This window comes from Cellulosimicrobium sp. 4261, from assembly GCF_040546915.1.
Classification (GTDB): domain Bacteria; phylum Actinomycetota; class Actinomycetes; order Actinomycetales; family Cellulomonadaceae; genus Cellulosimicrobium; species Cellulosimicrobium cinnabarinum.
Map to the genome: position 1 here is coordinate 350,407 of NZ_JBEPOQ010000001.1, position 25,265 is coordinate 375,671.

Annotated in this window: 24 protein-coding genes and 1 pseudogene; 13 read left to right on the forward strand and 12 right to left on the reverse strand. The window is 71.5% G+C overall.

Annotated elements, in window-relative coordinates:
• Positions 1-62 precede the first annotated feature (62 nt).
• The 9 genes and pseudogenes from ABIE39_RS01585 to ABIE39_RS01625 all read left to right on the forward strand — a co-directional run bounded on the left by ABIE39_RS01585 (position 63) and on the right by ABIE39_RS01625 (position 10,485).
• Complete coding sequence (locus tag ABIE39_RS01585; RefSeq protein WP_209828100.1) at positions 63-731, forward strand: biliverdin-producing heme oxygenase; 669 nt, start codon at positions 63-65, stop codon at positions 729-731.
• Between the two features lie 299 nt (positions 732-1,030).
• A complete protein-coding gene (locus ABIE39_RS01590; protein ID WP_209828098.1) occupies positions 1,031-2,299 on the forward strand; it encodes a heme/hemin ABC transporter substrate-binding protein in 1,269 nt (422 codons plus the stop codon).
• Between the two features lie 152 nt (positions 2,300-2,451).
• Complete coding sequence (locus tag ABIE39_RS01595) at positions 2,452-3,462, forward strand: FecCD family ABC transporter permease (protein WP_083385010.1); 1,011 nt, start codon at positions 2,452-2,454, stop codon at positions 3,460-3,462.
• A complete protein-coding gene (locus tag ABIE39_RS01600) occupies positions 3,459-4,331 on the forward strand; it encodes a heme ABC transporter ATP-binding protein (RefSeq protein WP_354050106.1) in 873 nt (290 codons plus the stop codon). Before ABIE39_RS01595 ends, ABIE39_RS01600 begins: the two co-directional genes overlap by 4 nt.
• A 549-nt stretch (positions 4,332-4,880) precedes the next feature.
• Positions 4,881-5,192 (forward strand): annotated as a pseudogene (locus tag ABIE39_RS01605) (recombinase family protein); the annotation flags it as partial.
• Between the two features lie 239 nt (positions 5,193-5,431).
• Positions 5,432-6,109: an Abi family protein gene (locus tag ABIE39_RS01610; protein ID WP_354050108.1), complete on the forward strand. Its 678-nt coding sequence runs from the start codon at positions 5,432-5,434 to the stop codon at positions 6,107-6,109.
• Positions 6,099-6,842 (forward strand): hypothetical protein, encoded by a 744-nt coding sequence (locus ABIE39_RS01615; RefSeq protein ID WP_354050110.1) that lies wholly within the window; start codon positions 6,099-6,101, stop codon positions 6,840-6,842. Before ABIE39_RS01610 ends, ABIE39_RS01615 begins: the two co-directional genes overlap by 11 nt.
• Positions 6,843-6,882: 40 nt before the next feature.
• Positions 6,883-8,598, forward strand: coding sequence for an ATP-dependent nuclease (locus tag ABIE39_RS01620; protein ID WP_354050112.1), 1,716 nt, complete (start codon positions 6,883-6,885; stop codon positions 8,596-8,598).
• Between the two features lie 693 nt (positions 8,599-9,291).
• Positions 9,292-10,485 carry a DUF4062 domain-containing protein gene (locus tag ABIE39_RS01625; protein WP_354050114.1) on the forward strand — a complete coding sequence of 398 codons (1,194 nt, stop codon included), beginning with the start codon at positions 9,292-9,294 and terminating at the stop codon, positions 10,483-10,485.
• An 85-nt stretch (positions 10,486-10,570) separates the two neighbouring features.
• Here ABIE39_RS01625 and ABIE39_RS01630 read toward each other — a convergent pair whose 3' ends face one another.
• A complete protein-coding gene (locus tag ABIE39_RS01630) occupies positions 10,571-10,810 on the reverse strand; it encodes a hypothetical protein (protein ID WP_354050116.1) in 240 nt (79 codons plus the stop codon).
• Between the two features lie 365 nt (positions 10,811-11,175).
• Here ABIE39_RS01630 and ABIE39_RS01635 point away from each other — a divergent pair, with 365 nt between their 5' ends.
• The gene (locus ABIE39_RS01635; RefSeq protein WP_354050243.1) at positions 11,176-11,244 is read left to right on the forward strand and encodes an excalibur calcium-binding domain-containing protein; all 69 of its coding nucleotides are present in this window, start codon (positions 11,176-11,178) and stop codon (positions 11,242-11,244) included.
• 265 nt (positions 11,245-11,509) lie between these two features.
• Here the strand turns inward: ABIE39_RS01635 and ABIE39_RS01640 are convergent, their stop codons facing one another.
• Positions 11,510-12,193 carry a hypothetical protein gene (locus ABIE39_RS01640; protein ID WP_354050117.1) on the reverse strand — a complete coding sequence of 228 codons (684 nt, stop codon included), beginning with the start codon at positions 12,191-12,193 and terminating at the stop codon, positions 11,510-11,512.
• Positions 12,194-12,321: 128 nt separating this feature from the next.
• Between ABIE39_RS01640 and ABIE39_RS01645 the strand changes: the two genes are divergently transcribed.
• Positions 12,322-13,167: a hypothetical protein gene (locus tag ABIE39_RS01645; protein WP_354050119.1), complete on the forward strand. Its 846-nt coding sequence runs from the start codon at positions 12,322-12,324 to the stop codon at positions 13,165-13,167.
• A 184-nt stretch (positions 13,168-13,351) separates the two neighbouring features.
• Here the strand turns inward: ABIE39_RS01645 and ABIE39_RS01650 are convergent, their stop codons facing one another.
• The 8 genes from ABIE39_RS01650 to ABIE39_RS01685 form a co-directional block, all read right to left on the reverse strand.
• Positions 13,352-15,448, reverse strand: a complete 2,097-nt coding sequence (locus tag ABIE39_RS01650; protein WP_354050121.1) for an elongation factor G — start codon at positions 15,446-15,448, stop codon at positions 13,352-13,354.
• A gap of 105 nt (positions 15,449-15,553) precedes the next feature.
• Positions 15,554-16,378 (reverse strand): MerR family transcriptional regulator, encoded by an 825-nt coding sequence (locus ABIE39_RS01655; RefSeq protein ID WP_354050123.1) that lies wholly within the window; start codon positions 16,376-16,378, stop codon positions 15,554-15,556.
• Between the two features lie 65 nt (positions 16,379-16,443).
• Positions 16,444-17,598 (reverse strand): glycosyltransferase family 2 protein, encoded by a 1,155-nt coding sequence (locus ABIE39_RS01660; protein WP_354050125.1) that lies wholly within the window; start codon positions 17,596-17,598, stop codon positions 16,444-16,446.
• A complete protein-coding gene (locus tag ABIE39_RS01665) occupies positions 17,595-17,720 on the reverse strand; it encodes a hypothetical protein (RefSeq protein WP_354050127.1) in 126 nt (41 codons plus the stop codon). The genes ABIE39_RS01660 and ABIE39_RS01665 overlap by 4 nt, the downstream gene beginning before the upstream one ends.
• 236 nt (positions 17,721-17,956) lie before the next feature.
• Entirely contained in the window at positions 17,957-18,328 is a 372-nt protein-coding gene (locus tag ABIE39_RS01670) for a hypothetical protein (RefSeq protein ID WP_114553001.1), read from the reverse strand.
• Positions 18,329-18,376: 48 nt separating this feature from the next.
• A complete protein-coding gene (locus ABIE39_RS01675; RefSeq protein ID WP_209828090.1) occupies positions 18,377-18,907 on the reverse strand; it encodes a DinB family protein in 531 nt (176 codons plus the stop codon).
• A 34-nt stretch (positions 18,908-18,941) separates the two neighbouring features.
• Complete coding sequence (locus ABIE39_RS01680; RefSeq protein WP_209828088.1) at positions 18,942-19,304, reverse strand: nucleoside triphosphate pyrophosphohydrolase family protein; 363 nt, start codon at positions 19,302-19,304, stop codon at positions 18,942-18,944.
• A gap of 100 nt (positions 19,305-19,404) precedes the next feature.
• Positions 19,405-20,178 carry a YwiC-like family protein gene (locus tag ABIE39_RS01685; RefSeq protein WP_209828086.1) on the reverse strand — a complete coding sequence of 258 codons (774 nt, stop codon included), beginning with the start codon at positions 20,176-20,178 and terminating at the stop codon, positions 19,405-19,407.
• A gap of 256 nt (positions 20,179-20,434) precedes the next feature.
• Here ABIE39_RS01685 and nrdD point away from each other — a divergent pair, with 256 nt between their 5' ends.
• Entirely contained in the window at positions 20,435-22,633 is a 2,199-nt protein-coding gene (gene nrdD / locus ABIE39_RS01690) for an anaerobic ribonucleoside-triphosphate reductase (RefSeq protein ID WP_175007439.1), read from the forward strand.
• A gap of 2 nt (positions 22,634-22,635) precedes the next feature.
• Positions 22,636-23,247 carry an anaerobic ribonucleoside-triphosphate reductase activating protein gene (nrdG, locus tag ABIE39_RS01695; RefSeq protein ID WP_255436918.1) on the forward strand — a complete coding sequence of 204 codons (612 nt, stop codon included), beginning with the start codon at positions 22,636-22,638 and terminating at the stop codon, positions 23,245-23,247.
• A gap of 140 nt (positions 23,248-23,387) precedes the next feature.
• Here the strand turns inward: nrdG and ABIE39_RS01700 are convergent, their stop codons facing one another.
• Positions 23,388-24,251, reverse strand: coding sequence for an ABC transporter permease (locus ABIE39_RS01700; RefSeq protein ID WP_021483463.1), 864 nt, complete (start codon positions 24,249-24,251; stop codon positions 23,388-23,390).
• Positions 24,248-25,258, reverse strand: coding sequence for an ABC transporter ATP-binding protein (locus tag ABIE39_RS01705; protein ID WP_354050131.1), 1,011 nt, complete (start codon positions 25,256-25,258; stop codon positions 24,248-24,250). Before ABIE39_RS01705 ends, ABIE39_RS01700 begins: the two co-directional genes overlap by 4 nt.
• Positions 25,259-25,265: the final 7 nt, after the last annotated feature.

Genomic DNA, 25,265 nt, shown 5'->3' on the forward strand with positions numbered 1-25,265 from the left:
ATCGTCATGACACGGCGTCAGGACGTGCTGTCCCGCCCCGACGCACCCGCAGGAGCCATCCCGTGACTGCCCTCACCCACGACCTCCACCGCGCCGACGAGTCCGTCCCGCTGTCGCAGCGGCTGCGCGAGGGCACGCGCCCCGAGCACGAGCAGGCCGAGGGCTCCGGGTTCGTCGAGCGGCTCATGTCCGGCCGCCTCGACGTCGCCGCGTACGCCGACCTCGCCGCCCAGCAGTGGGCCATCTACGGCGCGCTCGAGGACGCGAGCGCCGCGATGCGCGCCGACGCCCAGGGCGCGAGCCTCGTGTTCGACGAGCTCACGCGCACCCCCGAGATCGAGAAGGACCTCACGTTCCTCGTGGGCGCCGACTGGGCCGAGCGCGTGACGATCCACCCCGCGACCGAGCGCTACGTCGCCCGCCTGCGCACGGTCGGCGGGTCGCTGCCGTCGTACGCCGCGCACGCCTACACGCGCTACCTCGGCGACCTCTCGGGCGGGCAGATCATCAAGCGGATGCTGCAGCGCCACTACGGGCTGTCGGGCGACGGCCTCGCCTTCTACACGTTCGTCGAGATCCCGAAGTCCAAGCCGTTCAAGGACGTCTACCGCGAGCGCCTCGACGCCCTGGTCCTCACACCGGAGCAGCTCGACGAGACCGTCGCCGAGGCCAAGCACGCCTTCCGCCTCAACAGCGACCTCTTCGCCGACCTCGGCGCGGCCCACCCGTAGCCCCTGGATCGGGCGCGCACCACCCCGGCTCCGTCGACCATGCGGTGGCTGCTCGTCTGACCTTGCCGACGGGCCAGAACCCCATGCTCGCCGGGTGGCGGGTGGGCAGGCGGCGGGTGGGCAGGCGGCGGGTGGGCAGGCTCCGGGCGGGCAGCGGGCGACCGCGCGCGGCGTGAGGTGTGTTACCTCGTCGACGGTCGAGAACCGCCTGCTGGTCAGGTTAGGCTCGTCTTACCTGAGGCGAGGTGGCGGCCGTGGCCGGTCGCGCCTCCCGCGGACCGCTCCCTGGAGAACTCCCCATGCCCCACGCTGCCCGCCCTGCGCCGCACCCCGGCTCGTCGTCGAGCCGCCCGACGTCGCCCACGGGTGCGGCGGGTGCCGCGCCCCGCCGCGCACGCCGGACCGTGACCGCGCTGGCATGGGCGGGCGCCGTCGTCCTGCTGGGCCTGGTCGCCGCGTGCTCGCCGCTCCCCTACGAGCCGCCCGCGACGCCGTCGGCCGAGGCGAGCCAGGACGCCGCGCCCGTCGAGGCGACCCCGGCCGAGACCCCCGGCACCGCCGCGCCCGCCTGCACGACGCTCGCGGAGTCGCGGGCCGCGGGCGGCGGCTCCGACGTCGACCCCGCGTCGTTCCCCACCGGGCCCACGAGCGCGACGTTCGCCGACGACGCGATCCACCCGGTCGCCGAGGCGCCCGCCCCGCAGCTCCCGGTGACGGTCGAGTCGGTCGACGGGCGCCCGGTCGAGATCACCGACGTGAGCCGCATCATCCCCGTCGACCTGTACGGGACGCTCGGCGAGATCGTGTACAGCCTCGGGCTGGGCGCGAACGTCGTGGGCCGCGACCTGCCGACGGGCTTCCCCGAGGCCGCGGACGTCCCCGTCGTCACGGGCGCCGGCCACGCGCTCGACGTCGAGGCGATCCTCGGGCTCGACCCGTCCGTGATCCTCACCGACGCGACGATCCTCACCGACGACGTGCGCGGCCAGCTCGAGAGCTCGGGCATCCCCGTCGTGTACTTCGACGAGGCCCGCACGCTCGACGGCGTCGACGACCGGATCCGCGCGGTCGCGACCGCGCTGGGCGTGCCCGAGCAGGGCGAGGCGCTCGTCGAGCGCACGGACCGGCAGATCTGCGCGGCCCTGGCCGCGGTGCCGCAGGACACCGGGACGCCGCGCGTCGCGTTCCTCTACCTGCGCGGGTCGAACATCAAGATGCTCTTCGGGCCAGGCTCCGGAGCCGACGACCTGATCCGCGAGATCGGCGGCGAGGACGCCGGGACCGCGATCGGCCTCACGCAGCAGTACGCGCCGGTCACGAGCGAAGCGATCATCAGCGCCGCGCCCGACGCCTACCTCGTCATGACCGACGGGCTCGAGTCGATGGGCGGCCTCGACGCCATGATGGCGATCCCCGGCCTCGCGCAGACGCCCGCGGGCGAGGCACGCCGCGTCGTCGACATGGACGGCTCGCGCCTGCTCACGTTCGGCCCCCGCACCGGGTCCACGATCGCGTCGCTCGTCGAGGCCTTCTACGGCGTGCCCGCGCCGGAGCTCCCGGCGTCGTGAGCGCGCCCGCCACCCGCCCCCTCGGCACGCCCGAGGACGCGCCCGGTCCCGAGGGCGCGACCGTGCCCGACGGCGCCCGGCGCCCCGGCGGCCGGCCCGCCCGGGTGGGGCCCGCCGTCGGGCAGCAGCGCCGCCGCGCGGCCCGGTGGCTGATGGTCGGGCTGGGCGTGGCGCTCGCGGTGCTCACCGTCGTGTCCGGCATGACGGGCCAGGTGCCCGTGTCGCCCGCGGAGGTGCTCGGCTCGCTCGCGCACCACGTCGGGCTCGACTGGGGACCCATGCCGTCGCACCCGCAGGGCGAGAACGCGCTGTGGGTCGTGCGGTTCCCGCGCGTCGTCCTGGCGATCGTCGTGGGCGCGGCGCTCGCGTGCTCGGGCGCCCTCATGCAGGGCGTGTTCGGCAACCCGCTCGCCGAGCCGGGCGTCATCGGGGTGTCCTCGGGTGCGGCCGTCGGCGCGTGCGCGGTCATCGTCACCGCGGGCGCGCTCGTGCCCGGCACCTGGGTCGCCGCCGCGGCGTTCGTCGGTGGTCTCGTCACGACGTTCGTCGTCTACGCGCTCGCGCGCGCCGGCGGTCGCACCGAGGTCGTGACGCTCGTCCTCACGGGCATCGCGGTCAACGCGTTCGCGGGCGGGATGCTCGCGTTCTTCACGTTCGTCGCCGACCCGGCCGCGCGCGAGCAGATCGTCTTCTGGCAGCTCGGGTCGCTCGGCGGCGCGACGTGGCAGTCCGTCGCGGTCGTCCTGCCGATCGCCGTCGTCGGCGTCACCGGTGCGATGCTCGTGCGCCGCAGGATGGACCTGCTCGCGCTCGGCGAGCGCGCCGCCCAGCACCTCGGGGTCGACGTCGAGCGGCTGCGCCAGCTCGTCATCGTCCTCGTCGCGCTGCTCGTCTCCGCCGGGGTCGCGTTCACGGGGATCATCGCGTTCGTCGGTCTCGTCGTGCCGCACCTCGTGCGCATGGTCTGCGGGCCGAGCCACCGCACGCTCATCCCCGCGTCCGTGCTGGGCGGCGCCGTCGTGCTGCTCGCCGCCGACCTCCTCGCGCGCAGCGCCGTCGCGAACGTCGAGCTGCCGCTCGGCATGATCACGTCGCTCGTCGGCGGGCCGTTCTTCTTCTACCTGCTGCGCCGCACGCGCTCGCGCCAGGGAGGCTGGGCATGAGCGACCTGCGCCACGAGGGCTCGTCGTTCCTCGGCTCCCTGCGCACCGCCGTCACCGGTGCCCGACGGCGGTCCCGCCTCCCGGGGCGTGCCGCGCCCGGCGACGTGGTCACCGCCGCGCACGGCGTGTCCCTCACCCTGGGCGAGGCGCCGATCCTGCGCGACGTGTCGGTCGACGTGCGCGCGGGCGAGGTCCGCGCGCTGCTCGGCCCGAACGGTGCCGGGAAGTCGTCGCTGCTCGGCGTGCTCACCGGCGACCTGCGCCCCGAGGCCGGCGACGTCACCGTGGACGGCCGCCCGCTCGCCGCGTGGACCCCGACCGAGCTCGCCCTGCGCCGGTCGGTCATGCTCCAGCAGGTGTCGCTGAGCTTCCCGTTCACCGCCGTGGACGTCGTGCGCATGGGCCGCTCGCCGTGGCGCGGCACCCCGTCCGAGGACGAGGACGACGCCGCGGTCGCCGAGGCGCTCGCCGCGACCGACGTCGAGCACCTCGCCGACCGGCACTTCACCTCGCTGTCCGGCGGCGAGAAGGCCCGCGTCGCGCTCGCGCGCGTGCTCGCGCAGCGCACCGCGCTCCTCATGCTCGACGAGCCGACCGCCGCGCTCGACCTCAAGCACCAGGAGCTCGTGCTCCAGCTCGCCCGGGCGCACGCCGCCGCGGGCGGTGCGGTGGTCGTCGTCGTGCACGACCTCTCGCTCGCGGCCGCGTACGCCGACCAGGTCACCGTCCTCGCGGGCGGGCGCGTCGTCGCCGACGGCGGGCCGCGCGACGTCCTCACCGCCGAGCTGCTGAGCGACGTCTACGACTACCCCGTCGAGGTCGTCGACCACCCGGGCGGCGGCGCACCGATCGTCCTGCCGCGCCGCTGAGCGCGATCGGGCACCGTCGACCGCTTGCCGAGGGCCTCACGGCCGACGCCTCGTGGTGCTCCGCGTCCACATCACTCATCGGGGCGCACGGCTCCTCGCCGCGTCATCCACCGACGAGGACGGTTCCTTGCGCGCGACGTCGGTCCACGGGTGACCGATCAGCGGTCTACCGCCGCTGCTTCCCGTTCACGTTCACCGAGCGCTCGCTGCGAGGCGTCCCGGTTCGACGCGTGGGCCCCGGATGGTCCAGGGTGCTTGGCGGATCGGGACAACTCCTCCCCTGCCATAGAAACGACCGTTTCCCGGACACCTCGACGGCAACCGCGACACGCCGCAAGAACATGTCGCAGAACTAGTGCCCGAAACCCCCGGTGACGCAGAACGCGACCCAGGGGTTTTCGCTACCGTCGCCGACATGGCACACGTCTACGGGTAAGCCCGGGTCTCCACCACGGCGCGGAGCCTCGACGCTCAGGTCGACGCGCTCACCGGCGTCGGCGGCGTCGACGTCCGCGACGTCGTCGTGGAGAAGGCCTCGGGCGCCGCGAGGACCGGCCCGAGCTCGCCCGCGTCTTCGCGCAGCTGCGCGCAGGGGACACGCTCGTCGTGACGAAGCTCGACCGGCTCGGCCGGTCGGCTGCCCACGTCGCGCGACTGGTGCGCGACCTCGACGGGCGCGGCGTCACGCTTCGGTCCCTGTTGGAGACGCTCAATACCTCGAGCGCGGCCGGGCGACTCATGGTGCATGTGCTCGCCGCCGTCGCGCAGACGGAGGCCGACCTCGCGCGAGAGCGCACCGTCGACGGACTCGCGGCCGCACGCGCGCGGGGTCGCGTCGGCGGCGGGCCCGGGCTGAGGTGATGGGTGTCCGCTGCCCGTCGGCCGCGTCGCAGGCGGGCAGCGGACAACCAGGCCCGGACAGCACAAGGCCCCAGGGGGTTTCCCTCACCGTGGTGGGTACGCCGTTAATCCCGGGGCTCTCTGTGTGCTCCCAACTTACTACAGCCGTCGGATAACGCCTATACCAACCGTAAGGTCTACCCCTGAGCGACAACTATCGCCCTCCGCGATACGCGACGGCAGAACTGACAGGAGCGCACGTGTCGATCTACCCGCCGGTACGAGACGAGATGATCCGACTGCTGTCCGTACCCCGCCTCTCGACCTACACCCGCGCGTGCGACGGCGACGTCAAGCGCGCGCTCGAGCTGTACCAGTGGAACCTCGAGGTCTCCGGCACCCTGTTCAGCTCGATCCACTACTTCGAGGTGGCGCTGCGCAACACCCTCGACACCCAGCTCACCAAGACCTTCGCCTCCGCAGACACTGCCTGGTACGACCAGGCGAGCATCCCGCTCAACGACGGGGGCAAGAAGGCCGTGCGTCGCGCCAAGGGCGAGGTCGCCCGTGCCGGCCACGAGGTCACCCCGGGACGGGTCGTCGCTGAGCTCAGCCTAGGGTTCTGGTGGTCCCTGCTCGCCGATGGCTACAACCGCAGCCTGTGGGAGCCCGCGCTCAAGGACGGGTTCCGCAACGCTCGCCGTGCCACTCTGCACGAGCAGATCGACCACATCCGCCGGCTGCGGAACCGTATCGCACACCACGAACCCCTCATCCACCACGACCTTCCGGCCGAGTACACCCGCATCCTGCAGACCGCCGAACGTGTCACCTCGCGGCTCGCCTGGTGGATCGATGCCACCAGCTCACTGTCCGGAATCCTCGACAGGCGCCCGCCCATGACGGCCCGTTCGGAGGGCACAGCTGGTGTGGGATGAGGCGGCGAGGTGGATACCCATCGTCGTATCGACTCTCGCGCTGGTCCTGACTGGCCTGAACTGGCGACGCACGACGCGCCTGGACCAGTGGCAGCATGCCGAAGCCGTGTCAGTCCACGAGACATTCCCGACCGGGGAGATCACGCGTGAGAACCATGCCGAGGTCGTCGTACGCAACGACGGCAATCGGACGGTGCAAGTCGTGCGCTTGGCCGTCGCGTACGGGAACTGGTGGATCGAGGACCGTAGCCGGCCCGAGACGTGGGCCTTGATCCCGCTGCCGAACTGGGGCATGTTGCCGCCCGGCGCTGAACTGCGCGCCCCGGCACCCGATCCTGTCAGCAATACGCCGTACGTCGGGCCGGTTGTGACGATCGAAGACGTGCATGCGCGTCGATGGGTCATCACCACCGCTGATAGGCGTCCAGCATCGAGCCCGAACCGTCCGCCCCGCCGCCGGGACTCGTGGTTCGAGAAGCGCTCATGGTGGCAGCGCGTCGACGAGCGGCTGACGAGTCGCGCCGCCCAAGCCGTCGAGCGATCCCCGGGCCGCTGGCACCCGGTACCCATCGCCCTCGACCTCCTTTGGGGATGGCGCCCAGGGGCCGAGATCCCCAGCATGGGCCCGCGCAAGCAACCGCGCGCATGGAGATACGCCAACGGAGCCGAGTGGTCAGTTCCGGCCATCGACACACAGCCTCGCTATTCATGGGACCCAACCACGCGCGACTGACATACCTACACCCGATCGCATTAGGTGGCACGATCGACTCGTGACCGATCCAGCGCAGCCCGCGCCCGCTGTCTACCTCACGAGCGGTGACGTCTTCGCGGACGGCGGTGACCAGCCGTACCTGGAGGTCCAGGAGTGGCCCGCGCCCGTCAGTCTTTTCGTAGGGCGCAACGGAAGCGGTAAGTCGAAGACCGCGATGGCCCTATCGCAAGGCGATCGCAGGCGCGTTCTGTCCAGCGACCGCTTGGCGGGCATTCAACACTTCGATAATTACTACGACGTCAGCTACCCCGGACGAACGCGGGGGCTGTCAATCAGCCCAGACAGCATGACGAACATCAGGGACTACACAGCTAAGTTTGGGGTAGGCGCTGACGAGTTGTACCTACTTCACGACCGGCCTGATCTCGCTCTACGCGTCGCCTCGTTCATCGCCACGACCCTCGGCCGTGAGGTCGAAGTCGAGCGCTTCGCCGATGGGTACCTCGATCCCGTCGTGAGGGTCGGGTCACTGGAGTACTCGCTCCTGCGCGACGAAGGACATGGCCTGCGAGAACTGGTCATCCTGCTCGCGGCGACCTATCGCGACGACTGGGACCTGCTCGTCGTCGACGAGCCAGAACTCCACCTGCACTCCGCACTCACCCGGCTCTGGTACGCCGAACTCGTCAAGGAGTGCCAGACGACCAACCGTCACGCGATCGTGGTCACGCACGAAGCGTCACTCGTACAACCGACCAGCCGCAACGACCTTCACGCCATCTGGCACTTCGCACACGGGCGTGCGCCGATGAACCTCGGCGAGCAGGTGAAGGTCGAACACCGGGACGAGGCGATCGCCCACTCACTCAGAGCCAACCCTTCGCTGGTCAGCGACCTGCTGTTCAGCCCGAGACCAGTGCTCGTAGAGGGAGCCCTCGATCACCTGGCCCTGAAGATCGCGATCGCGCGCACCCAGGAACACTCCTCAGCGGTGCAGACAGACGTCGTGCAGTGCGGGACCAACAACGTCGTACCGGTATGGCTGGACCTGTGCTGGGCGCTAGGGCTCGACGCAAGGGCTGTCTACGACCTCGACTCCATCTTCGAACAGCGCGTACAACGGTCGATGGACCGGCACGAGGCCGTCCGCAACGGCTACCGCAAGACCCTCATAGCCGCTCCGCCGACCACAGCGGAAGTCATAAGACCCTTGATCCAGGCCGCCAACAAGCACCCAGTGCCGGCCAATCCGAAGGAGCGAGCCGCCTGGCTCGCCGCCTTGACCGACGACGACGACGAGCAGGGCGGCCTCGTAGAGCGCCGCGATCAACTGCTTCGCCTCTGGAAGGAGCAAGGGGTGTGGGTCCATCCCCAGGGGAACCTCGAACACGTGCTCGGGCTCTCACCTGAGGACAAGGGACGCGAAGCCACCACAGCGGCCGCTAACGAAAGCGGGCCCCTTGATGCCGTCGCCGACTGGGTCGCCTACCAGCTCGACACCAGGAGCAGCACGTTCGAGCTGCTCTCGGCAGCTGTACGCGAATGGGCCACCTGGATCCAGCTCCAGGTCCAGAAAGACGACGCGTTCAGACTCTCTGGGACTCGCCCGCCGACGGGTGATAGACCACTATTGCGCGTGGAACACCTGGGGCCCGGACGGCATCGCATCACGGTCACAGGGCTCGATGACTTCAATGGCTACTGGATGGACTTCACCCCGGAGCTGGCCGTCGCTGCGATGGGACTCCAGCCGCCTGTAAAGCCTGCCGATTGAGCGCCGATAACCTCGATTATATCGTTTGGCAGCTTTTGTCCGATTCGGCAATGTAGTCGGTGCCCCCTTGCTTGAACGCGGCGTAGGCGGTGTACTTCCCGACCAGGCCAAGGATCTTGTCCATGTAGGTGCGGGTCTCCGAGAACGGCGGCACCCCGCCGTGCTTGGTCACGTCCCCCGGCCCCGCGTAGTACGCGCGAGCGTCAGCTGTAGCTGGTCACCACTGACCCGGCCCGCGTGCGACTGCTCACCGGCCGAGCCCCATCCCCCACGCGCTTGGGAGAACCCCACCTCATCGACCTCGAGGTGAGCCCACGCGCGTCGCACCATGTCCACGAGCACCTACATTGCCCACGACACCGCCTTCGCGGACCCGGTCAGTGGTGCGAACCCCATCGACTCCGAGCCGCTTCGCTGCCTCGAGCTCGCGCGCCCGGGCCTCCTCGAGGAACTTCGCCCGCTTCGCAGCGACCTTCGGGTCACACGCCCTGCACGGGCGTTCCTGCGGGAACGCCGTCAACGACTCGACCCCTAACGGGCGCTGCTCGTGACGTCCTGGGCCTGGATGTGCCCGCACTTGCGGCTGATATCGATCACGGTCTGTGACACGACGAACGTCCTCCCGGGTGAAAGCGGCTTCCACCCCGTTCACGCGTGCACGTGAGGTATCGACGCACCGGTACCGTCACCTGCGTGACCAGCGACAAGCGCTACCAGGTGTTCGTGTCCTCGACCTACCGTGACCTCACCGAAGAGCGCCAAGCCGTGGTCACGACCCTGCTAGAGGTCGACGCGTTCCCCGCCGGCATGGAACTGTTCCCCGCGACCGACGACGACGCCTGGACCCTGATCGAGTCCGTCATCAACGACTCCGACTACTACCTGCTCGTCATCGGCGGCAAGTACGGGTCTGTCGACGCCACCCTCGACATCTCCTACACCGAGCGCGAGTACGACACCGCCGTAAAGCTCGGCAAGCCGATCATGGCGTTCCTACACGGCGAACCCGGCACCCTCACCTTCAACGCCTCCGAGATCGACCCCGACCGGCGTGCCAAGCTCGAAGCGTTCCGCAAGAAGGTCCAGGCCTCGCGGCACGTGAAGTACTGGACCTCGCCCGAGGACCTCGCCGGCAAGGTCGCCCGGACCTGGCACTCCTTCACCAAGCGCTACCCCGCCACCGGGTGGATCCGCGCCGACCAGGCCAGCTCACGCGAGTCTCTCGAAGAGCTCACCAAGGCCAACCGCGAGATCGAACGACTCCGGTCCTTGCTTGAGCGCACCCGCACCGAAGCACCGGCGGGCACACAAGGTCTCGCGCAAGGCGAGGAGACGGTCGACCTGTCGATGCACCTCTTCGGGCAGTGGTGGCCCAAGGGCTCCCCGCAACGAAGAAGGCTCACGGTGGCGACCGACGAGCCGTACACATGGAATCAGCTCTTCGGCATCCTGGGCCTGGCCATGATCGACGAGGCATCGGTCGACAAGCTCCAGCGCTCACTCGCCGACTTCATCCTCGACACACGTCCAGATCTCCCGCTGGCGTGGCGCAAGACTGCCCGGTCGCACGGGGAGAACCAACTCCCCGAAGGGCGCACAACCTCAGTGTTGTTCGGCGGGGTCGAGTTCGCAGACGACACCTTCTTGTCGCTGCTCCTGCAGTTCGAGGCACTCGGCATGATCCAACGCTCGGACCGCAAACGCGCTGTGTCCGATACCGCCAGCTACTGGACGCTGACCGACTTCGGCCGCACCCGCTTGCGCCAGCTCAGAGCACTTCCCAGCGGCAAGGGCCTGCCACCAGGTTCCGCGGCCGATGCCGAGGAGATCGTGACCGCCGAGCCAGTCTCAGGAGACGATCCGCAGATCGAGGATTCGGTCTCGTAGTTCCGCGCGATCTTCACCCCACGGCGTGCGTAACTGACGTCGCACATTATCTGCTCCCACCGGGTCACCCCACCAGGCTCCGCTGTCACCTGCGCCTCGAGCACCGATGGTCCGACCCGAGCTCGGGCTCACTGAGATCGAGGTCGTCCGTATGTTCCAGCGGCCGCGCATACGGCTCGACCTCCGGAACCAGCTCGCGCACACGCTCACGACGCTGGCGGAAGGTGAGCCGCCGGCCCAGAGCGAAGATCGCGATCGTGACTGCCAACGACGCAACGGAGAGGACGAGGGCTGCAGGATCTACCCAAGAGAACGCGGCGGTCATCGCGCCAGACTAAGGAGCTGGTGAAGTCGTCGTGCTCGGCGAACATCGTCATCTCCTCGAGGGCGGGTCACTCAGGCCGAGCACGACGCCATCGCCCGCATCCTCACCACCTGCTCTGACCAGATCCTGCCCGCAGACGATGGCTGCTACGTGCAGGCCGAGGTCGCCGTTGAGCCCCCGGCACCCGACCCTGTTCCCGACCCGGTGGTCGTGCCCGAACCCGAGCCCGCACCGGTCGTCATCCCCGACCCGGCCCCGGCACCGCCACACGCACCCGCACCGCAGCCCGAACCAGAACCGCACCCGCGCCCGCGCCCGCGTTCTACAAGAACTGCGACACCGTCCGCGCAGCAGGTGCCGCACCCATCTACAAAGGCCAGCCCGGATACTCCCGCAAACTCGACCGTGACGGTGACGGCGTCGGATGCGAGTAGCGCTCGTTGGGTGCGTTCCTGAGCACGCGACAGTCGGATAAGAGCAAGTTGAGACACCTACCCATGCCAGTTCGACTGACGCCGCTACGAGCCGCACGCTCATGTCGTGACCACGGCCAACACGATCGTGTACCCGTCGGACGGCCGCCGACGCTGCCGCACCTGCCGCAAGGGAGAGAGCCGGGCATAGCACCTGTGCACGAAGCCCTCACCGGTTGATGCTGCCACCGGCAGTCCCAGGGTGATCCTAGTTAACGTCGGGCGTTCAATATGGTTCCTCTGCGTCGGAGCGTCGCTCGTCGCGATCCGGGTCGGAGTACTTCTGCCTGAGGCTCTCCAGGAACTCCCTGACACCTTCCCCATCCGCGGTGGGGCCACTCCTCGAAGTCTCCCCCTCTTGGTCTGCGGTAGGCGCCGGCAGCGGGTCGCCCGCGAGGTCCGCGCGCATCGCTCGACGGGCCTCTCCCCAGCGAGAGAGGGCCTCCCTGGCGGTGGCGTGACGCTTTTCCCGAGGCCACTCCTCCTGGGCCGCGATCTGGAGCATCACAATCACGAGTAGTGCATGACTCAACTCGACCGCCTGGATCACGCGGGGCGCTCCCAACAGGCTGATGTCCCACCGCAACTGCTCGAGCTCGGGCTCGATGTCGACGAACCGTCGAGCCCTCAGGAACACCCCTTCCGGCGGTGGATCAGACCGCGTGTACTCGATCGCCGCAGCGATCTGCGGATACGACAGCCGCAGGTAGCGGCCGTACAGCTCACGCTTATCTGCCGCAAACTGTTGCGCCCGAGCGCGCCGACTCTCTTCCTCGTGGCGCTCCTGATCCCAGCGCAAGCGTCGGGCCTCTCGACGGGCTGTAAACGTCGCCGCAACTACCTGGGCAGCGATCGCTCCGCTGGCTCCAAGTGCAGCCGCGGCAACAGGGAGCCAGCTGTCCGACGTCACTCGCACATGGTATTGGGCGCGCTTGAAGCGGCGTGACGAACGTCGTAGTCGGGCCGGATGCTCACTTACGGCGTCCGAGCGGCATTGGCTGCTCGCCCGGGCGCGCGTATGGCGCCAGGCTCGTGAGCGTGGGGAAGTGGGAGCCGGCCGCGGTGCGGCTCGACATCGTCGCCCACCGCTGGGTTGGCACCGATGCCGGCGGTGCGTACCTCCGGCGCTGCGAGCTCGACGTCGCCCGCACAGCCCGCGGCATCACGGACCGATGGACGCTCCCGCTGCCGACACCGGGCGGCCCCCTGGTCGACCCGATCGAGGGACGCGCCAGGGCAGCGGCGCCGACGCCGCGGCGCGCCCCGCTGCGCCTGGTGGGGCGAATTGCGAGTCACGCTAGAGTCCCTTCCCGGGAGGCCACCATGACGACAGGAAGTTTCGACGCACTTGCGACCGCTGTTGTCGGGGCATCCGTGGCGTCCCAATGGACCCCAGCGGTCTTGGAGTGGCAGATCGTGGGCGTTGAGCAAGATCCGGACGCCGGTGGGGTCTGCGTGTGCGGTCAGACCGGCCTCGTCCAACTCTTCACCATTAGGAACCAGCACAACGACGCCCGGTTGTTTCCGATCGGCAGCAAGTGCATCAACCAGTTCGGCCGCGCCGACCTCGACCGCGACGTCGATGTGCTGCCTCGACTCCTCCGGCTTCGGGAAGCGCTTGACACACACCAGCGAGTGGATCTCACGAGCGAGCACTTCTCGCGCGCCGTGCTCGCCTACCTGCACGAGCAGGGAGCGTTCCCGCCGGACCGGTGGAACGGCAACGACGGAGGCAACGATTATCAGTTCTTGTTGACGATGTTCGACAAGCGCAAGAAGGACGAGATCACGCAACCGCAACTGCGGAAGATCTCGGTGATCCTGAACAAGAAGGTCTTCCCGTTTGTCCGCTCCGACGAGCGACTGACAGAGGGGCCCTCGTAGCGGCGCGAACGCCGCCCGCTACGTGCCCGCGGCCCGGATCGCCTAACGAGCTCGCTGTCACGGCGCGCGACGGGCAGGAGCCGCGCATACGCCACATGCGACAAAACGGATGCAGTGTGACCTAACGTTCGTTGTCGGTGTTCTACGAGTGGCAGTCGCGCTGCGGCTCTCGAGGTGAACACCCCTAGCGACTCGCCGCGACGCCGCCGGGCAGGACCTCGTAGCGGTCCGGGGTGGCCGTGAACGACCCGCGCCCGCCGGTGACGGAGCGCAGGTCGAGGACGTAGCGACTGAGCTCGGCCTCGGGCACGAGCGCGTCGATGCGCACGCGGCCGTCGGGCAGGGAGTCGGTCGCGGTGATGTGGCCGCGCCGCGCGGAGAGGTCGCCCATGACGTCGCCCTGCGCGTCGGGCGGGACGGTCACGGTCACCGCGGAGACGGGCTCGAGCACGACCGTCCCCGCCGTGGCGAGCGCCTCGCGCACCCCCACGCCGCCCGCGGTACGGAACGCCATGTCGGACGAGTCGACGGAGTGCGCCTTGCCGTCGAGGACCTCGACGCGCAGGTCCACGACGGGGTAGCCGTGCGGTCCGCCGCTCTCCATGGCCTCGCGGGCGCCGCGCTCGACCGCGGGCAGGTACTGGCGGGGCACCGACCCGCCGACGACGGAGCTGACGAACGCGAACCCCTCGCCGCGCGGGAGCGGGGAGACGCGCAGCTGCACGACGGCGAACTGCCCGTGCCCGCCGGACTGCTTCTTCACGCGGCCCTCGACCTCGACGGCGCGCGTGATCGTCTCCCGGTAGGCGACCTGGACGGGCTCGGTCGTGACGCGGACGCCGAAGGACCGTTCGAGCCGTTCGACGGCGACGGCGAGGTGCGTGTCCCCGAGGCCGCCGAGGACCGCCTGGGATCCCGTGAGGTCGACGTGCAGCGTCGTGTCCTCGGCGCGCAGCCGGGTGAGCGCGGCGGACAGCTTGTCGTCGTCGGACTGCGACACGGGCCGCAGCGCGAGCGTGTACACCGGGGGCCGCGGTGGCAGGTCGCGCGCCGCGACGGGCATCCGGCGGCCCGCGAGGAGCGTGCCGGTCGAGGCGGCGGAGAGCTTCGCGACGGCGGCGACGTCGCCCGCGACGACCCGGTCGACGGCCAGGTGCTCGCGGCCGCGCAGCCGGAAGAGCCCGTGGACGCGGTCGTCCGCGCCGGTCGCGGTGCTCACGAGCCGGTCGCCCGTCGCGACGGTCCCGGACAGCACCTTGAACACCGACACCTGCCCGACGAACGGGTCGACGACGGTCCGGAAGACGTGGAGGAGCGCGTCGCCCGCGGGGTCGGCCACGACCTCGGACGTCACGGCCTCGCCCGACCCGGCGGCGTCGGGCAGCGCGACGACGGCCGGGCGGTCCGCGGGCGACGGCCCGAGCTCGCACACGAGGTCGAGGACCCGGTCCACGCCGACCCCGGTGACGGCGGACGCGAGCAGCACCGGCACGGCCTCGCCCGCCAGCACCTCGTGGGCGAGCGTGCGCTCCAGGTCGGCCGGGCCCGGTTCGTCGCCCCCGAGGTAGGCCTCGAGCTGGTCGTCGTCGTGCGTGACGATCTCCTCGACGACCTCGTCGTGCAGCGCGTGCTCCTCGTCGCGGACGTCGGCGGGGACCTCCTCGTCGTGGCCATGCCAGACCCCCTGCGCCCCGCCGCCGTACTCCCGCGCGCGCTCGGTGAGGACGTCGGCCACGCCGTGCAGCGTCTGCTCCTCCCCGAGCGGCAGCTCGAGCGGCGCGAACGGCGCGTCGAACACGGCCCGGAGCGCGGCGAGGACGGTGCGGAAGCTCGCCCGCGCGCGGTCCTCCTGGGAGACGACGACGAGGCGGGGGATCCCCGCCTCGTCGCACCGTCGCCAGACCTCCTCCGTGCCCGACTGCACCCCGTCGACGGCGCTCACCACCACGACCGCGAGGTCCGCCACCGCGAGCGCGGCGTCCACGGACCCCGCGAAGTCGGGCGAGCCGGGGGTGTCGAGCAGCGTGACCTGGTAGGTCGTGCCGTCGGGCGCGCGCCAGTCGAGGTGCGCGACGCCGAGGCTCACGGAGATGCCGCGCGCGACCTCCTCGGGCTCGTGGTCGCACACGGTCGTGCCCTCGGTGACGGAGCCCGGGCGCGGGACGGCGCCCGCACGGTGGAGGAACGCCTCGGCGAGCGTGGTCTTGCCCGAGCCGCTGTGCCCGACGAGGGCGACGTTGCGGGTCGTGGCCGGGCCGGTGGACGTCGACGTCGTGGCCATGGCTGCCTCCTGGCGGCGGCGGGGCGCCGTGTCCCGCCGGGGTTCCAGGCTAGTGACGTCGAACGGATCGTGCCCGGGCCGGAGGTCCCGGCCCGGGCCCCGGGGCTACAGGTGGGCGTCTGCGTAGACGCGCAGGGCGTCGCGCACGAGCGTCGCACCCTCGACGCCGCCGTAGCTCCTCGCGAACCGCTCGTCCGCGACGTACATCTCGCCGAGGCCGACGACGTACTCCTTGACCGGCGCCGCGCCGGCACCGGGGGTGCCGGGGATGCCGCCGAGCCACTCGACGTGGCGGCGCGCGAGCTCCTGCGCCGCGTCGGACGCCGGGTCGACGCCCCGGGCGGCCGCCGCGGCCCAGTCCTCCCCGAGCGCGCGCGTGCGGTCCTGCCAGGCGGCGCGGTCGTCGTCGGACATCCCGCGCCACCAGGTGTCGCTCCGCGCGTACGCGTCCTTCCCCCAGCGGGCCTCGACCTCGTCGCGGTGCTGCGTGTGGTCGAACCCGTCGAACATGTCGTCCGCCATGAGCTCGCCGCCTCCTTCCATCGTGGTGATCGTCCGTTCGACCGACGCGATCTGCCGCGCCAGCCGCTGCCGCTCCGCCCGCAGCCACCCGAGGTGGCCGCGCAGCGCCCGCACCTGCGCCTCCCGCCGGGCGCTGGCCGACGGCGGCCCGTCACCCTGCCGGGCGGGCGGGCCGTCGAGCGCCTCGCGGATCGCGGGAAGTCCGAGACCGAGGTCGCGCAGGAGCAGGATCCGCTGGAGCCGGACGAGCGCGTCGGCGTCGTAGTGGCGGTAGCCGTTCGGCGCGACGCGGCTCGGGGGCAGGAGCCCGACCGCGTCGTAGTGGCGCAGCGTGCGGCTCGTCGTCCCGGCCAGGCGCGCGACCTCCTGGATGGACCAGTCGGGCGTGCGGGCGCCCGTCGTGCTCATCTCCCGCTCCTCCCGTGCGTCGGTGGTGCTCTCGTGCGGCACCGGGACCACGGTAGAAGTTGACGTCACGTCAAGGTCAACTGCTTCGCGCTCTCGGTGCTCTCGATGCTGCTCGCGGGGGCGGTCTCGGCGGTGGTCTCGGTCGCGCTCCCGGAGGAGGTCGCGTGCGCCACGTGGTGCCACCCTGCGTCGCGCGACGTCGCGGCGAGGAAGCACGCCCGGACGAACGCCACCTGGAGGAACAGGTCGTAGAGCAGCTCGGGCAGCACGAGCACGGCGAGCAGCCGACCCTTCGGCCCGTTCCGCCACACCGTGACCAGGCGTTCGAGCACCAGGACGCCGCCGACGGCGAGCCACGCCGGGACCACCCGGAACGTGCCCGCGACGACGGTCAGCGCCGTGAGGACGAGGAGGCTCGCGAGCATGAGCGTGCTCAGCACGAGCATCACCTGCTGCCCGACGTACCGGGCGGTGACCCGCGTGAACCCGTACGCCCGCAGGTTGTCGAGCATCCCCTTGTACCAGCGCACGCGCTGGCGGTGCAGGTCGCGGCACGTCGGCATGAGCTCCGTCGTGCAGGACATCCGCACCGGCGACGCGAGCTCGTACCCCAGCGTGCGCAGCGCGAGGGTGAGCTCGGAGTCCTCGGTGATGGCGCCGACGTCGTACACGTCGCCGCGCCGCCCCGGGAGCCGGTCCCCGCGCGCGGCGGCGACCGCCCGCAGCGCCTCGGTCCGCACGAGCGCGGCCGTGCCGGTGAGGACGGCCGTCCGCCCGGTCACGTCGATCTGCACGCCGTACCGCTCGTACTCGTCGGACTGCAGCTGCTCGAGCACCGAGCGCGGCGGTGTGCCGCGGAAGACGCCGCCGACGGCACCCAGCTCCGGGCGCCCGTCGAGCAGGGCGAGGCCGTCCTCGACGAACGTCGGGGCGATGGTCGTGTCCGCGTCGAGCACGAGGACGTTCTCGGCCTCCACCCCGCGCAGCGCCTGGTTCAGCGCCCCGGCCTTGCGGCCGGTGTTGCCCACCGTCTCGACGACGTCCGCACCCAGGCGACGCGCCACCTCGACGGTCCCGTCGGTGCTGCGGTCGGACACGACGACGACCCGGTCGGCCGGGCGCGTCTGCGCCCGGACCGACGCGAGCGTCGTCGGCAGGGCCGCGGCCTCGTCGTGTGCCGGGACGACGACCACCACCCGTGGGAGCGTCGCCGCGCTCATCGGTGCTCCGCGAGCCGCTTGCGCAGGACGCGCGCCGTCATGACGAGCGCGAGCCCCGCCACGACGAGCGTCCAGGCTCCCACCACGTAGAAGCCCGCGATCGCTCCCGTCGTCGCGAGCACGGTCCCTGCCTGAGTCGTACCGAGCTGGTACACGATCCACCTCCTGTCGTCGTCGGTGGTTCCACCGTCCGGCGCAGGGGCCGGTACCCATCCGGGCCCCGGGCGCGGTGGAGCACCGCCCGGGACGTCGGGTGAGCACGCGAGGACCGTGGACGAGTGCTCCGCCGTCGGCCGGTGGGTACACGACGACGCCCGGCCCCCGCGGCGTGCGGCGACCGGGCGTCAGTGGTGGCGCGTCAGGTGGTCGGTGCCTTCCCGCCGTCGGACGGGGCGGAGCCGGGGCCGTCGGACGGTGCCGGCGAGGGCGCGGAGGTCTGCTGCGCCGGGGCGGCGCGGCGCCGTCCGAGGACGAACCCGACCGCCCCGCCCACCAGCAGGGCTCCGGCGCCCGCGAGGAGCGCCGCGGCACCCGGCGGGTACGCACCCACGGGCACGAACGTGGTGTCGGACAGCGGCGCGTACGCGAACCAGCCGAACGACGTCGGGCGGCTCGCGACCCAGAGCGCGGCGAGCAGCAGACCCGTCCCCAGCACGACGAGCGCCACCAGGACGACGGCGGCGACGCGCGGACGATACGGACGGGGCGCGGGCTGCTCGGGGGCGGTCACGTCCGCCATCGTCCCGGGCGGCGACGCCCGCGGAAACCGTCTGCGGCGCTACTCCCCCACGGTCCCGTCGATCGCCTCGCGCAACAGGTCGGCGTGGCCGTTGTGCCGCGCGTACTCCTCGACCAGGTGCACGAGGATCCAGCGCAGCGTCCAGCGCTCGCCCGTGTGCCGGTCGGCGCGGGCGCTCAGCCGGTCGAGGCCCCCATCCGCGAGCGCCGCGTCGAGCACGGCGTCCGACGCCGCGACCGCCCGGTCGAACAGCATGCGCAGCTCCTCCGGCGAGTCGCCCGCGGCGGAGGTCCAGTCCCAGTCGCGGTCGTCGGCCCAGTCCGCCGTGTCGAACGGGGAGATGAGCGCCTCGCCGAGGAGCACCTGCGAGAACCACTGCGACTCGACGAACGCGAGGTGCTTGAGCAGCCCACCCAGCGTCATCGACGACGGCCGCAGCCGGTGCGCGAGCTCTGCGGCGTCGAGCCCGGCCGTCTTCCAGCGCAGCGTGTCGCGGTGGAAGTCGAGGAAGCCGCGCAGCGTGGTCACCTCGTCGCCGGCGACGGGCGGGTCGGTGCGGTGGTCGGTCACGGCGCCACCCTAGCGACCGCGCCCGGGCGCCCGCTCAGGGCAGCTCGGCCTCCCACGCGAGCCACTTGCGCCGCACCGCCGCCTCGACGTCGACGCCCTGGGACCGCGCGAGCAGGAGCAGGTGCGCCAGCACGTCGGCGACCTCGTCCGCGAGCGGCGACGCCGCGCCGTCGGGCACCATCTCGCCGTCGGGCGCCGAACCCTCCGGAGCCCCGCGGGGGCGCGTGCGCCCCGTCGCGACGAGGAACGCCTGGGTCAGCTCGCCGACCTCCTCGGTGAGCTTGAGCATGAACCAGTCCGCGTCGCGCTCGACGTCGAACTTCCGCGCGTACAGCGCCGACACCGCCTCGACGCGCTCGCCGAGCGCGGGCAGGGTGAGGGGCGCGTCGTCGTCCATCGCGCCAGTGAACCATCTGACGCCTCCGACCGTTCGGCACCCACGGTCCGCGTTCGGCAGCACGAGGTGCCGACCCGCGCGCGACGTACCGAACCCCGGCCTACCGCACGACGAGCGCGACGACGAGCAGCAGCACCGTCGCGACGATCTCCCCGATCCCGACGGCCTTCGGGCTCATCGGCCGTCCCGGCAGCACCGCCGCCCGCACGGTCGCGGCGGCGAGGAACGCCGTCGCCCACCACCACGTGGGGTCGTGCACAACCGCGACGACGCCCGCCGCGACGGCCACCACCGCGTGGTACGCGACCGAGGCGACGACGTACGACCGCACGCCGCGCTCGCGGATCATCGTCTTGACGTAGAGCACCGTGCCGAACAGGTACGCGAGGAGCAGCGCGGCGACCAGCCAGACGACGGCCGGGACGGCGAGCACGGACGCGCCCGCGGGCCGGCACGCGGTGTACGCGACGACCGTCATGAGCGACGCCGCGACCGTCATGGCTCCGCCCGCGGCGACGGACCGCTCGGTGCGCTGCGCAGAGGCCCACAGCCCGAGCGCGAGGAACGGCACGAACGCGGGCGCCCAGGCCGCGAGCGCCGGGTCGAGCGCGAGCACGACCGCGCCGAGCACCGCGGCGAGCGCGCCGTAGGTGAGCATCGGGCGCCGGTAGCGCGGTCGGCGGCGCGACTTCAGCCACAGCCCGGCCGCGAAGTAGGCGAGGTACCCGACGAGCCAGAGCGCACCGAGCGCGAGGGCCACCGGGCGGAACCCGGCGTCCTGCACGCCGCGCACCGTGCCGACCACGAACGGCAGCAGGAGCATGGGCCACGCACCGTGCTGGTTCGGCACCCAGCCGGGCGGACGTCGGGCCACGCCACGAGGCTAGCGCCGCGTCGGCCCGTTCCGGCCGCGCGGAGTCCCCCGTCCGCGCGGCCGCACGTCCCGGTCCCCCGGGACCTTCGTCCTGACCTTCGACGGCGTCGCGCGGCGCGCCGCCGGCCGGCGTCACGCGCGGTCCCCGGACTAGATATGGTGGCGCAGCCGTGATTCACACCCCACATGTTGGGGTACGGTCCGTCGCGCAACCCCTGCGCCTCGGCGAGAACCCGGTGGGCAGAGGGGACGAGCGATGACCGCCATCGAGCTCGACCAGGCAGCACCGCACCGCACGACCGCCACGTTGGAGGTCCTCAAGCGCGACGGCCGGCGACGGCCGTTCGACGACGCCCGCATCCGCGCCGCCGTGACGAAGGCGTTCACGGAGGTGCACGGCGACCTCACGGCGACGCACCGGCACCGCGTGGCGGAGGTCGTCGACCGGGTCGACGCGGAGATCGCCGCGCGGTTCGACGCGACCGTGAAGATCTACGAGATCCAGGGCGTCGTCGAGCACGTGCTCCTGGAGTCGCACGAGTACGACGTCGCACGCGCCTACATCGACTACCGCGTGCAGCGCGACTTCGCGCGCAGCCGGGCGACGGACCTCAACCACTCGATCGTGCGGCTGCTGGACAAGGACTCCACGGTCGTCAACGAGAACGCGAACAAGGACAGCGAGGTCTTCAACACCCAGCGCGACCTCACGGCCGGGACGGTGGGCAAGGCGATCGGGCTGCGGATGCTCCCGCCGCACGTCGCGAACGCGCACCAGAAGGGCGACCTGCACTACCACGACCTCGACTACCACCCCTACGCGCCCATGACGAACTGCTGCCTCATCGACTTCCGGTCGATGCTGTCGAGCGGCTTCCGGATCGGGAACGCGCAGGTGGAGCCGCCCCGCTCGATCCAGACCGCGACGGCGCAGATCAGCCAGATCATCGCGAACGTGTCCTCCAGCCAGTACGGCGGGTGCTCGGTCAACCGCATCGACGAGCTCCTCGCCCCGTACGCCGAGCGCAACCTGGAGAAGCACCTCGCGGACGCGCGCCGCTGGGTCGCCGACGAGTCCGCGCACGAGGAATACGCGCGCGAGAAGACGCGCAAGGACATCTACGACGCGATGCAGTCGCTGGAGTACGAGATCAACACCCTGTTCACGTCGAACGGGCAGACGCCGTTCACGTCGGTCGGGTTCGGGCTCGGCACGGGCTGGCTGGAGCGCGAGATCCAGCGCGCGATCCTCCAGATCCGCATCCGCGGGCTCGGCAGCGAGGGCCGCACGGCGATCTTCCCCAAGCTCATCTTCACGCTGCGCCGCGGGCTCAACCTCGACCCCGGCGACCCCAACCACGACCTCAAGCAGCTCGCGGTCGAGTGCGCGACGAAGCGCATGTACCCGGACGTGCTGTCGTACGACAAGATCGTCGACCTCACGGGCTCGTTCAAGGTCCCCATGGGCTGCCGGTCGTTCCTCCAGGGCTGGCAGGACGAGCACGGCGAGGACGTCTCCGAGGGCCGCATGAACCTCGGCGTCGTGACGCTCAACCTCCCGCGCATCGCGCTCGAGGCGGACGGCGACCTCGACGCGTTCTGGCGCCTGCTCGACGAGCGCCTGGAGACCGTGCACGACGCGCTCGTCTTCCGCATCGAGCGCTGCAAGGAGGCGACGCCGGGCAACGCGCCGATCCTCTACGTCCACGGGGCGTTCGGGGAGCGCCTCGCCCCGGGCGACGACGTCGACCGCCTCTTCCGCGACGGCCGCGCCACGGTGTCGCTCGGGTACATCGGGCTCTACGAGGTCGCCGCCGCGTTCTTCGGCGGCGCCTGGGAGCACGACCCGCGGGCCAAGGAGCTGACGCTCGACGTGCTGCGGTCCCTGCACGCGCACGCCGCCGGGTGGACGGCGCGGCTCGGCTACCGGATCAGCGTCTACGGCACGCCGAGCGAGAGCCTCACCGACCGGTTCTGCCGCCTCGACCGGGAGCGGTTCGGCGCGGTGCCCGACATCACCGACAAGGACTACTACACGAACAGCTTCCACTACGACGTCCGCAAGAGCCCGACGCCGTTCGAGAAGCTCGACTTCGAGGCCGAGTACGCGCGGTACACGTCGGGCGGGTTCATCCACTACTGCGAGTACCCCGTGCTCCAGCAGAACCCGAGGGCGCTGGAGGCCGTGTGGGACTACGCGTACGACCGCGTGGGCTACCTCGGCACGAACACGCCCATCGACCGCTGCTACGCGTGCGGGTTCACGGGCGACTTCGACCCGACCGCGCGCGGCTTCGCGTGCCCGTCGTGCGGCAACGCCGACCCGCGCACGTGCGACGTCGTGAAGCGCACGTGCGGATACCTCGGCAACCCGCAGCAGCGCCCCATGGTGCACGGCCGCCACGCGGAGATCTCCGCGCGCGTGAAGCACCTGCCGGACCCGGCGTCGGCGTGACCGTGGCCCGCACCCCCGGCCCCGGCTGGCGCTCGGACCGCGTCAGCCGGGGGTACGTCGCGGACTACAAGCCGTTCGTCATGGTCGACGGCGAGGGCGTGCGCTGCTCCCTCTACGTGAGCGGGTGCCTCTTCGCGTGCGAGGGCTGCTTCAACGAGGCCGCGTGGAGCTTCCGCTACGGGCGCCCGTACGACGACGCCCTGGAGGACCGCGTCCTCGCCGACCTCGCGCACCCCGCCGTGCAGGGCCTGTCCCTGCTCGGCGGGGAGCCGTTCCTCAACACGGGCGTGTGCCTGCGCCTCGTGCGTCGCCTGCGCGCCGAGCACGGCGGCCGCAAGGACGTGTGGTGCTGGACGGGCTACACCCTGGAGGAGCTGCACGCGGGAGCCGCCGACCAGCGCGCGCTGCTCGCCGAGGTCGACGTGCTGGTCGACGGCCGGTTCGAGCTCGCGCGCCGCGACCTCACGCTCGCGTTCCGCGGCAGCACCAACCAGCGCGTGCTCGACGCGCGGGCGTCCCTCACGACCGGCCGCGCCGTCCCGTGGCAACGACCCGGAGCGGCAGGGCCCCGGTCCCCGGCAGAGCCCCGGCAAGCCGAGGTAGAGGTCTGGTAGACCGAGGTAGAGATCTGGTAGACCGAGGTAGAGATCTGGTAGGCCGAGGTAGAGATCTGGTAGGCCGAGGTAGAGGCCTGGTCATGGGGCCCCGGCCTCTACCTCGGCCTACCAGAGCTCTACCTCGGCGGTGGGGTGTGTCAGACGGTCTTGCGGGTGCGGCGGATACCGACCCACAGCCCGACGGCGCACGTCACCGCCGCCGCGACGAAGCCCCACAGCACGTCGGGGTCCGCGAACGACCCGGCGAGCAGGGCGCGCTCGGCGTCGACGATGTAGGTGAGCGGGTTGAAGAGCGCCGCGGTCCGCATCCACGCCGGCCCGGCCTCGAGCGGCAGCATCATGCCGGAGAGGATGAGCAGCGGGAACAGCAGCGACTGCTGCACGCCCCAGAACAGCCACTCGCGGTTCTTCGCGGCGAGCGCGAGCGCGATCGACAGCGCGCCCACGCCGATGCCGAACAGCCCGAGCAGCAGCAGCCCGACGAGCAGGTGCAGCGGGTAGAGCGTGAAGCCGAACGGGACGCACACGAGCGCGATGAGCAGCCCCTGCACGACGAGCGGCGCGAACTCCTTGAGCGAGCGCCCGACGAGGATCGCGGAGCGGTCGAGCGGCGTCGCGAGCACGCGCTCGTAGGAGCCGGTCATCATCTCGTAGAGCAGGTTCGACCCGCTCATGGACGTGCCGAACAGCGAGATCATGACGATCACGCCGGGGACGAACCACTGCAGCGTCTCGGCCGTCGACCCGCCGCCCCCGGGCGCGCCGCCGCCGAACCCGCCGACCGCGCCCGTGAGGAGCGGGCCGAACAGGCCGAGGAAGATCAGCGGCTGCAGCAGCGAGAAGATCAGCGTGAACGGGTCGCGCAGCACGAGCAGGATCTCGCGCGTGAAGACGGCCCACGTGTCGCCGAGGAACTTCGCGACGCCGGTCCGCATCGCCGTGTCGGCGCCGGCGGCCGGGGCTCCGACGCGCGCGCCCGCCAGGTCGGTCCGCGTGCTCATGCGGCCTCCTCTCGCAGGCTGCGGCCGGTGAGGTTGAGGAAGACGTCGTCGAGGCTCGCCTGCTTCAGCTCCGCCGAGCGCACGGCCAGCCCCGCGACGCGCAGCGCCTCGATGGCCGCCGGGAGACGGTCGGCGCCGTGCGTCGTCGAGATGCGGGCCGTCACCACGCCGTCCGTGCCGGTCGTGGTCTCGACCCGGCCCGCGTCCTCGGCGAGGGACGCGCGGACCCGCCCGACGACGTCGGGCACCGCTCCCGGTGACACCTCTCCCGGGGCGGCGCCACCGGGCGCCGGGACCACGACGAGCGTGATGACGTCGTCCGCGTGGTCGCGCTTGAGGGAGTCCGGCGTGGCGTCGGCGATGATCTCGCCGTGGTCGATGACGACGACGCGCTCGGCCATGCTGTCGGCCTCGTCGAGGTAGTGGGTCGTGAGCACGATCGTCATGCCGTAGCGCTCGCGCATCGCCGCGATGTGCTCCCAGAGGTTCGCGCGGGCGTGGGGGTCGAGGCCCGTCGTCGGCTCGTCGAGGAAGAGCAGCGGCGGGTGGTTCATCAGCCCGAGCGCGACGTCGAGCCGGCGCCGCTGGCCGCCGGACAGCGACTGCACGGTGCGCTTCTCGAGCCCGCCGAGGTCGAGGGCGTCGAGGAGCTCGGCGGCGCGCCGCGAGTACTCGGTGGGCGGCAGCCCGTAGAAACGGCCCTGGTTGTGGAGCTCGTCGAGCACGCGGTAGGAGAACCCGCCGCCGTTCCCCTGGCCGATGAAGCCGATGCGCGAGCGGACCCGGGACGGGTCGCGCGCGACGTCGTACCCGGCGACCTCCGCGGTCCCGGCGGTCGGTGCGAGGAGGCTCGTCAGCATCCTCAGGGTCGTGGACTTGCCGGCCCCGTTCGGGCCGAGGAAGGCGACGAGCTCGCCCTCCCGGACGTCGACGTCGATGCCCTTGACGGCCTCGACGGTCTCTTTCTTGCGGTAGAAGGTCTTGGTCAGGCCGCGGGCTCGAATCACCGGAGCC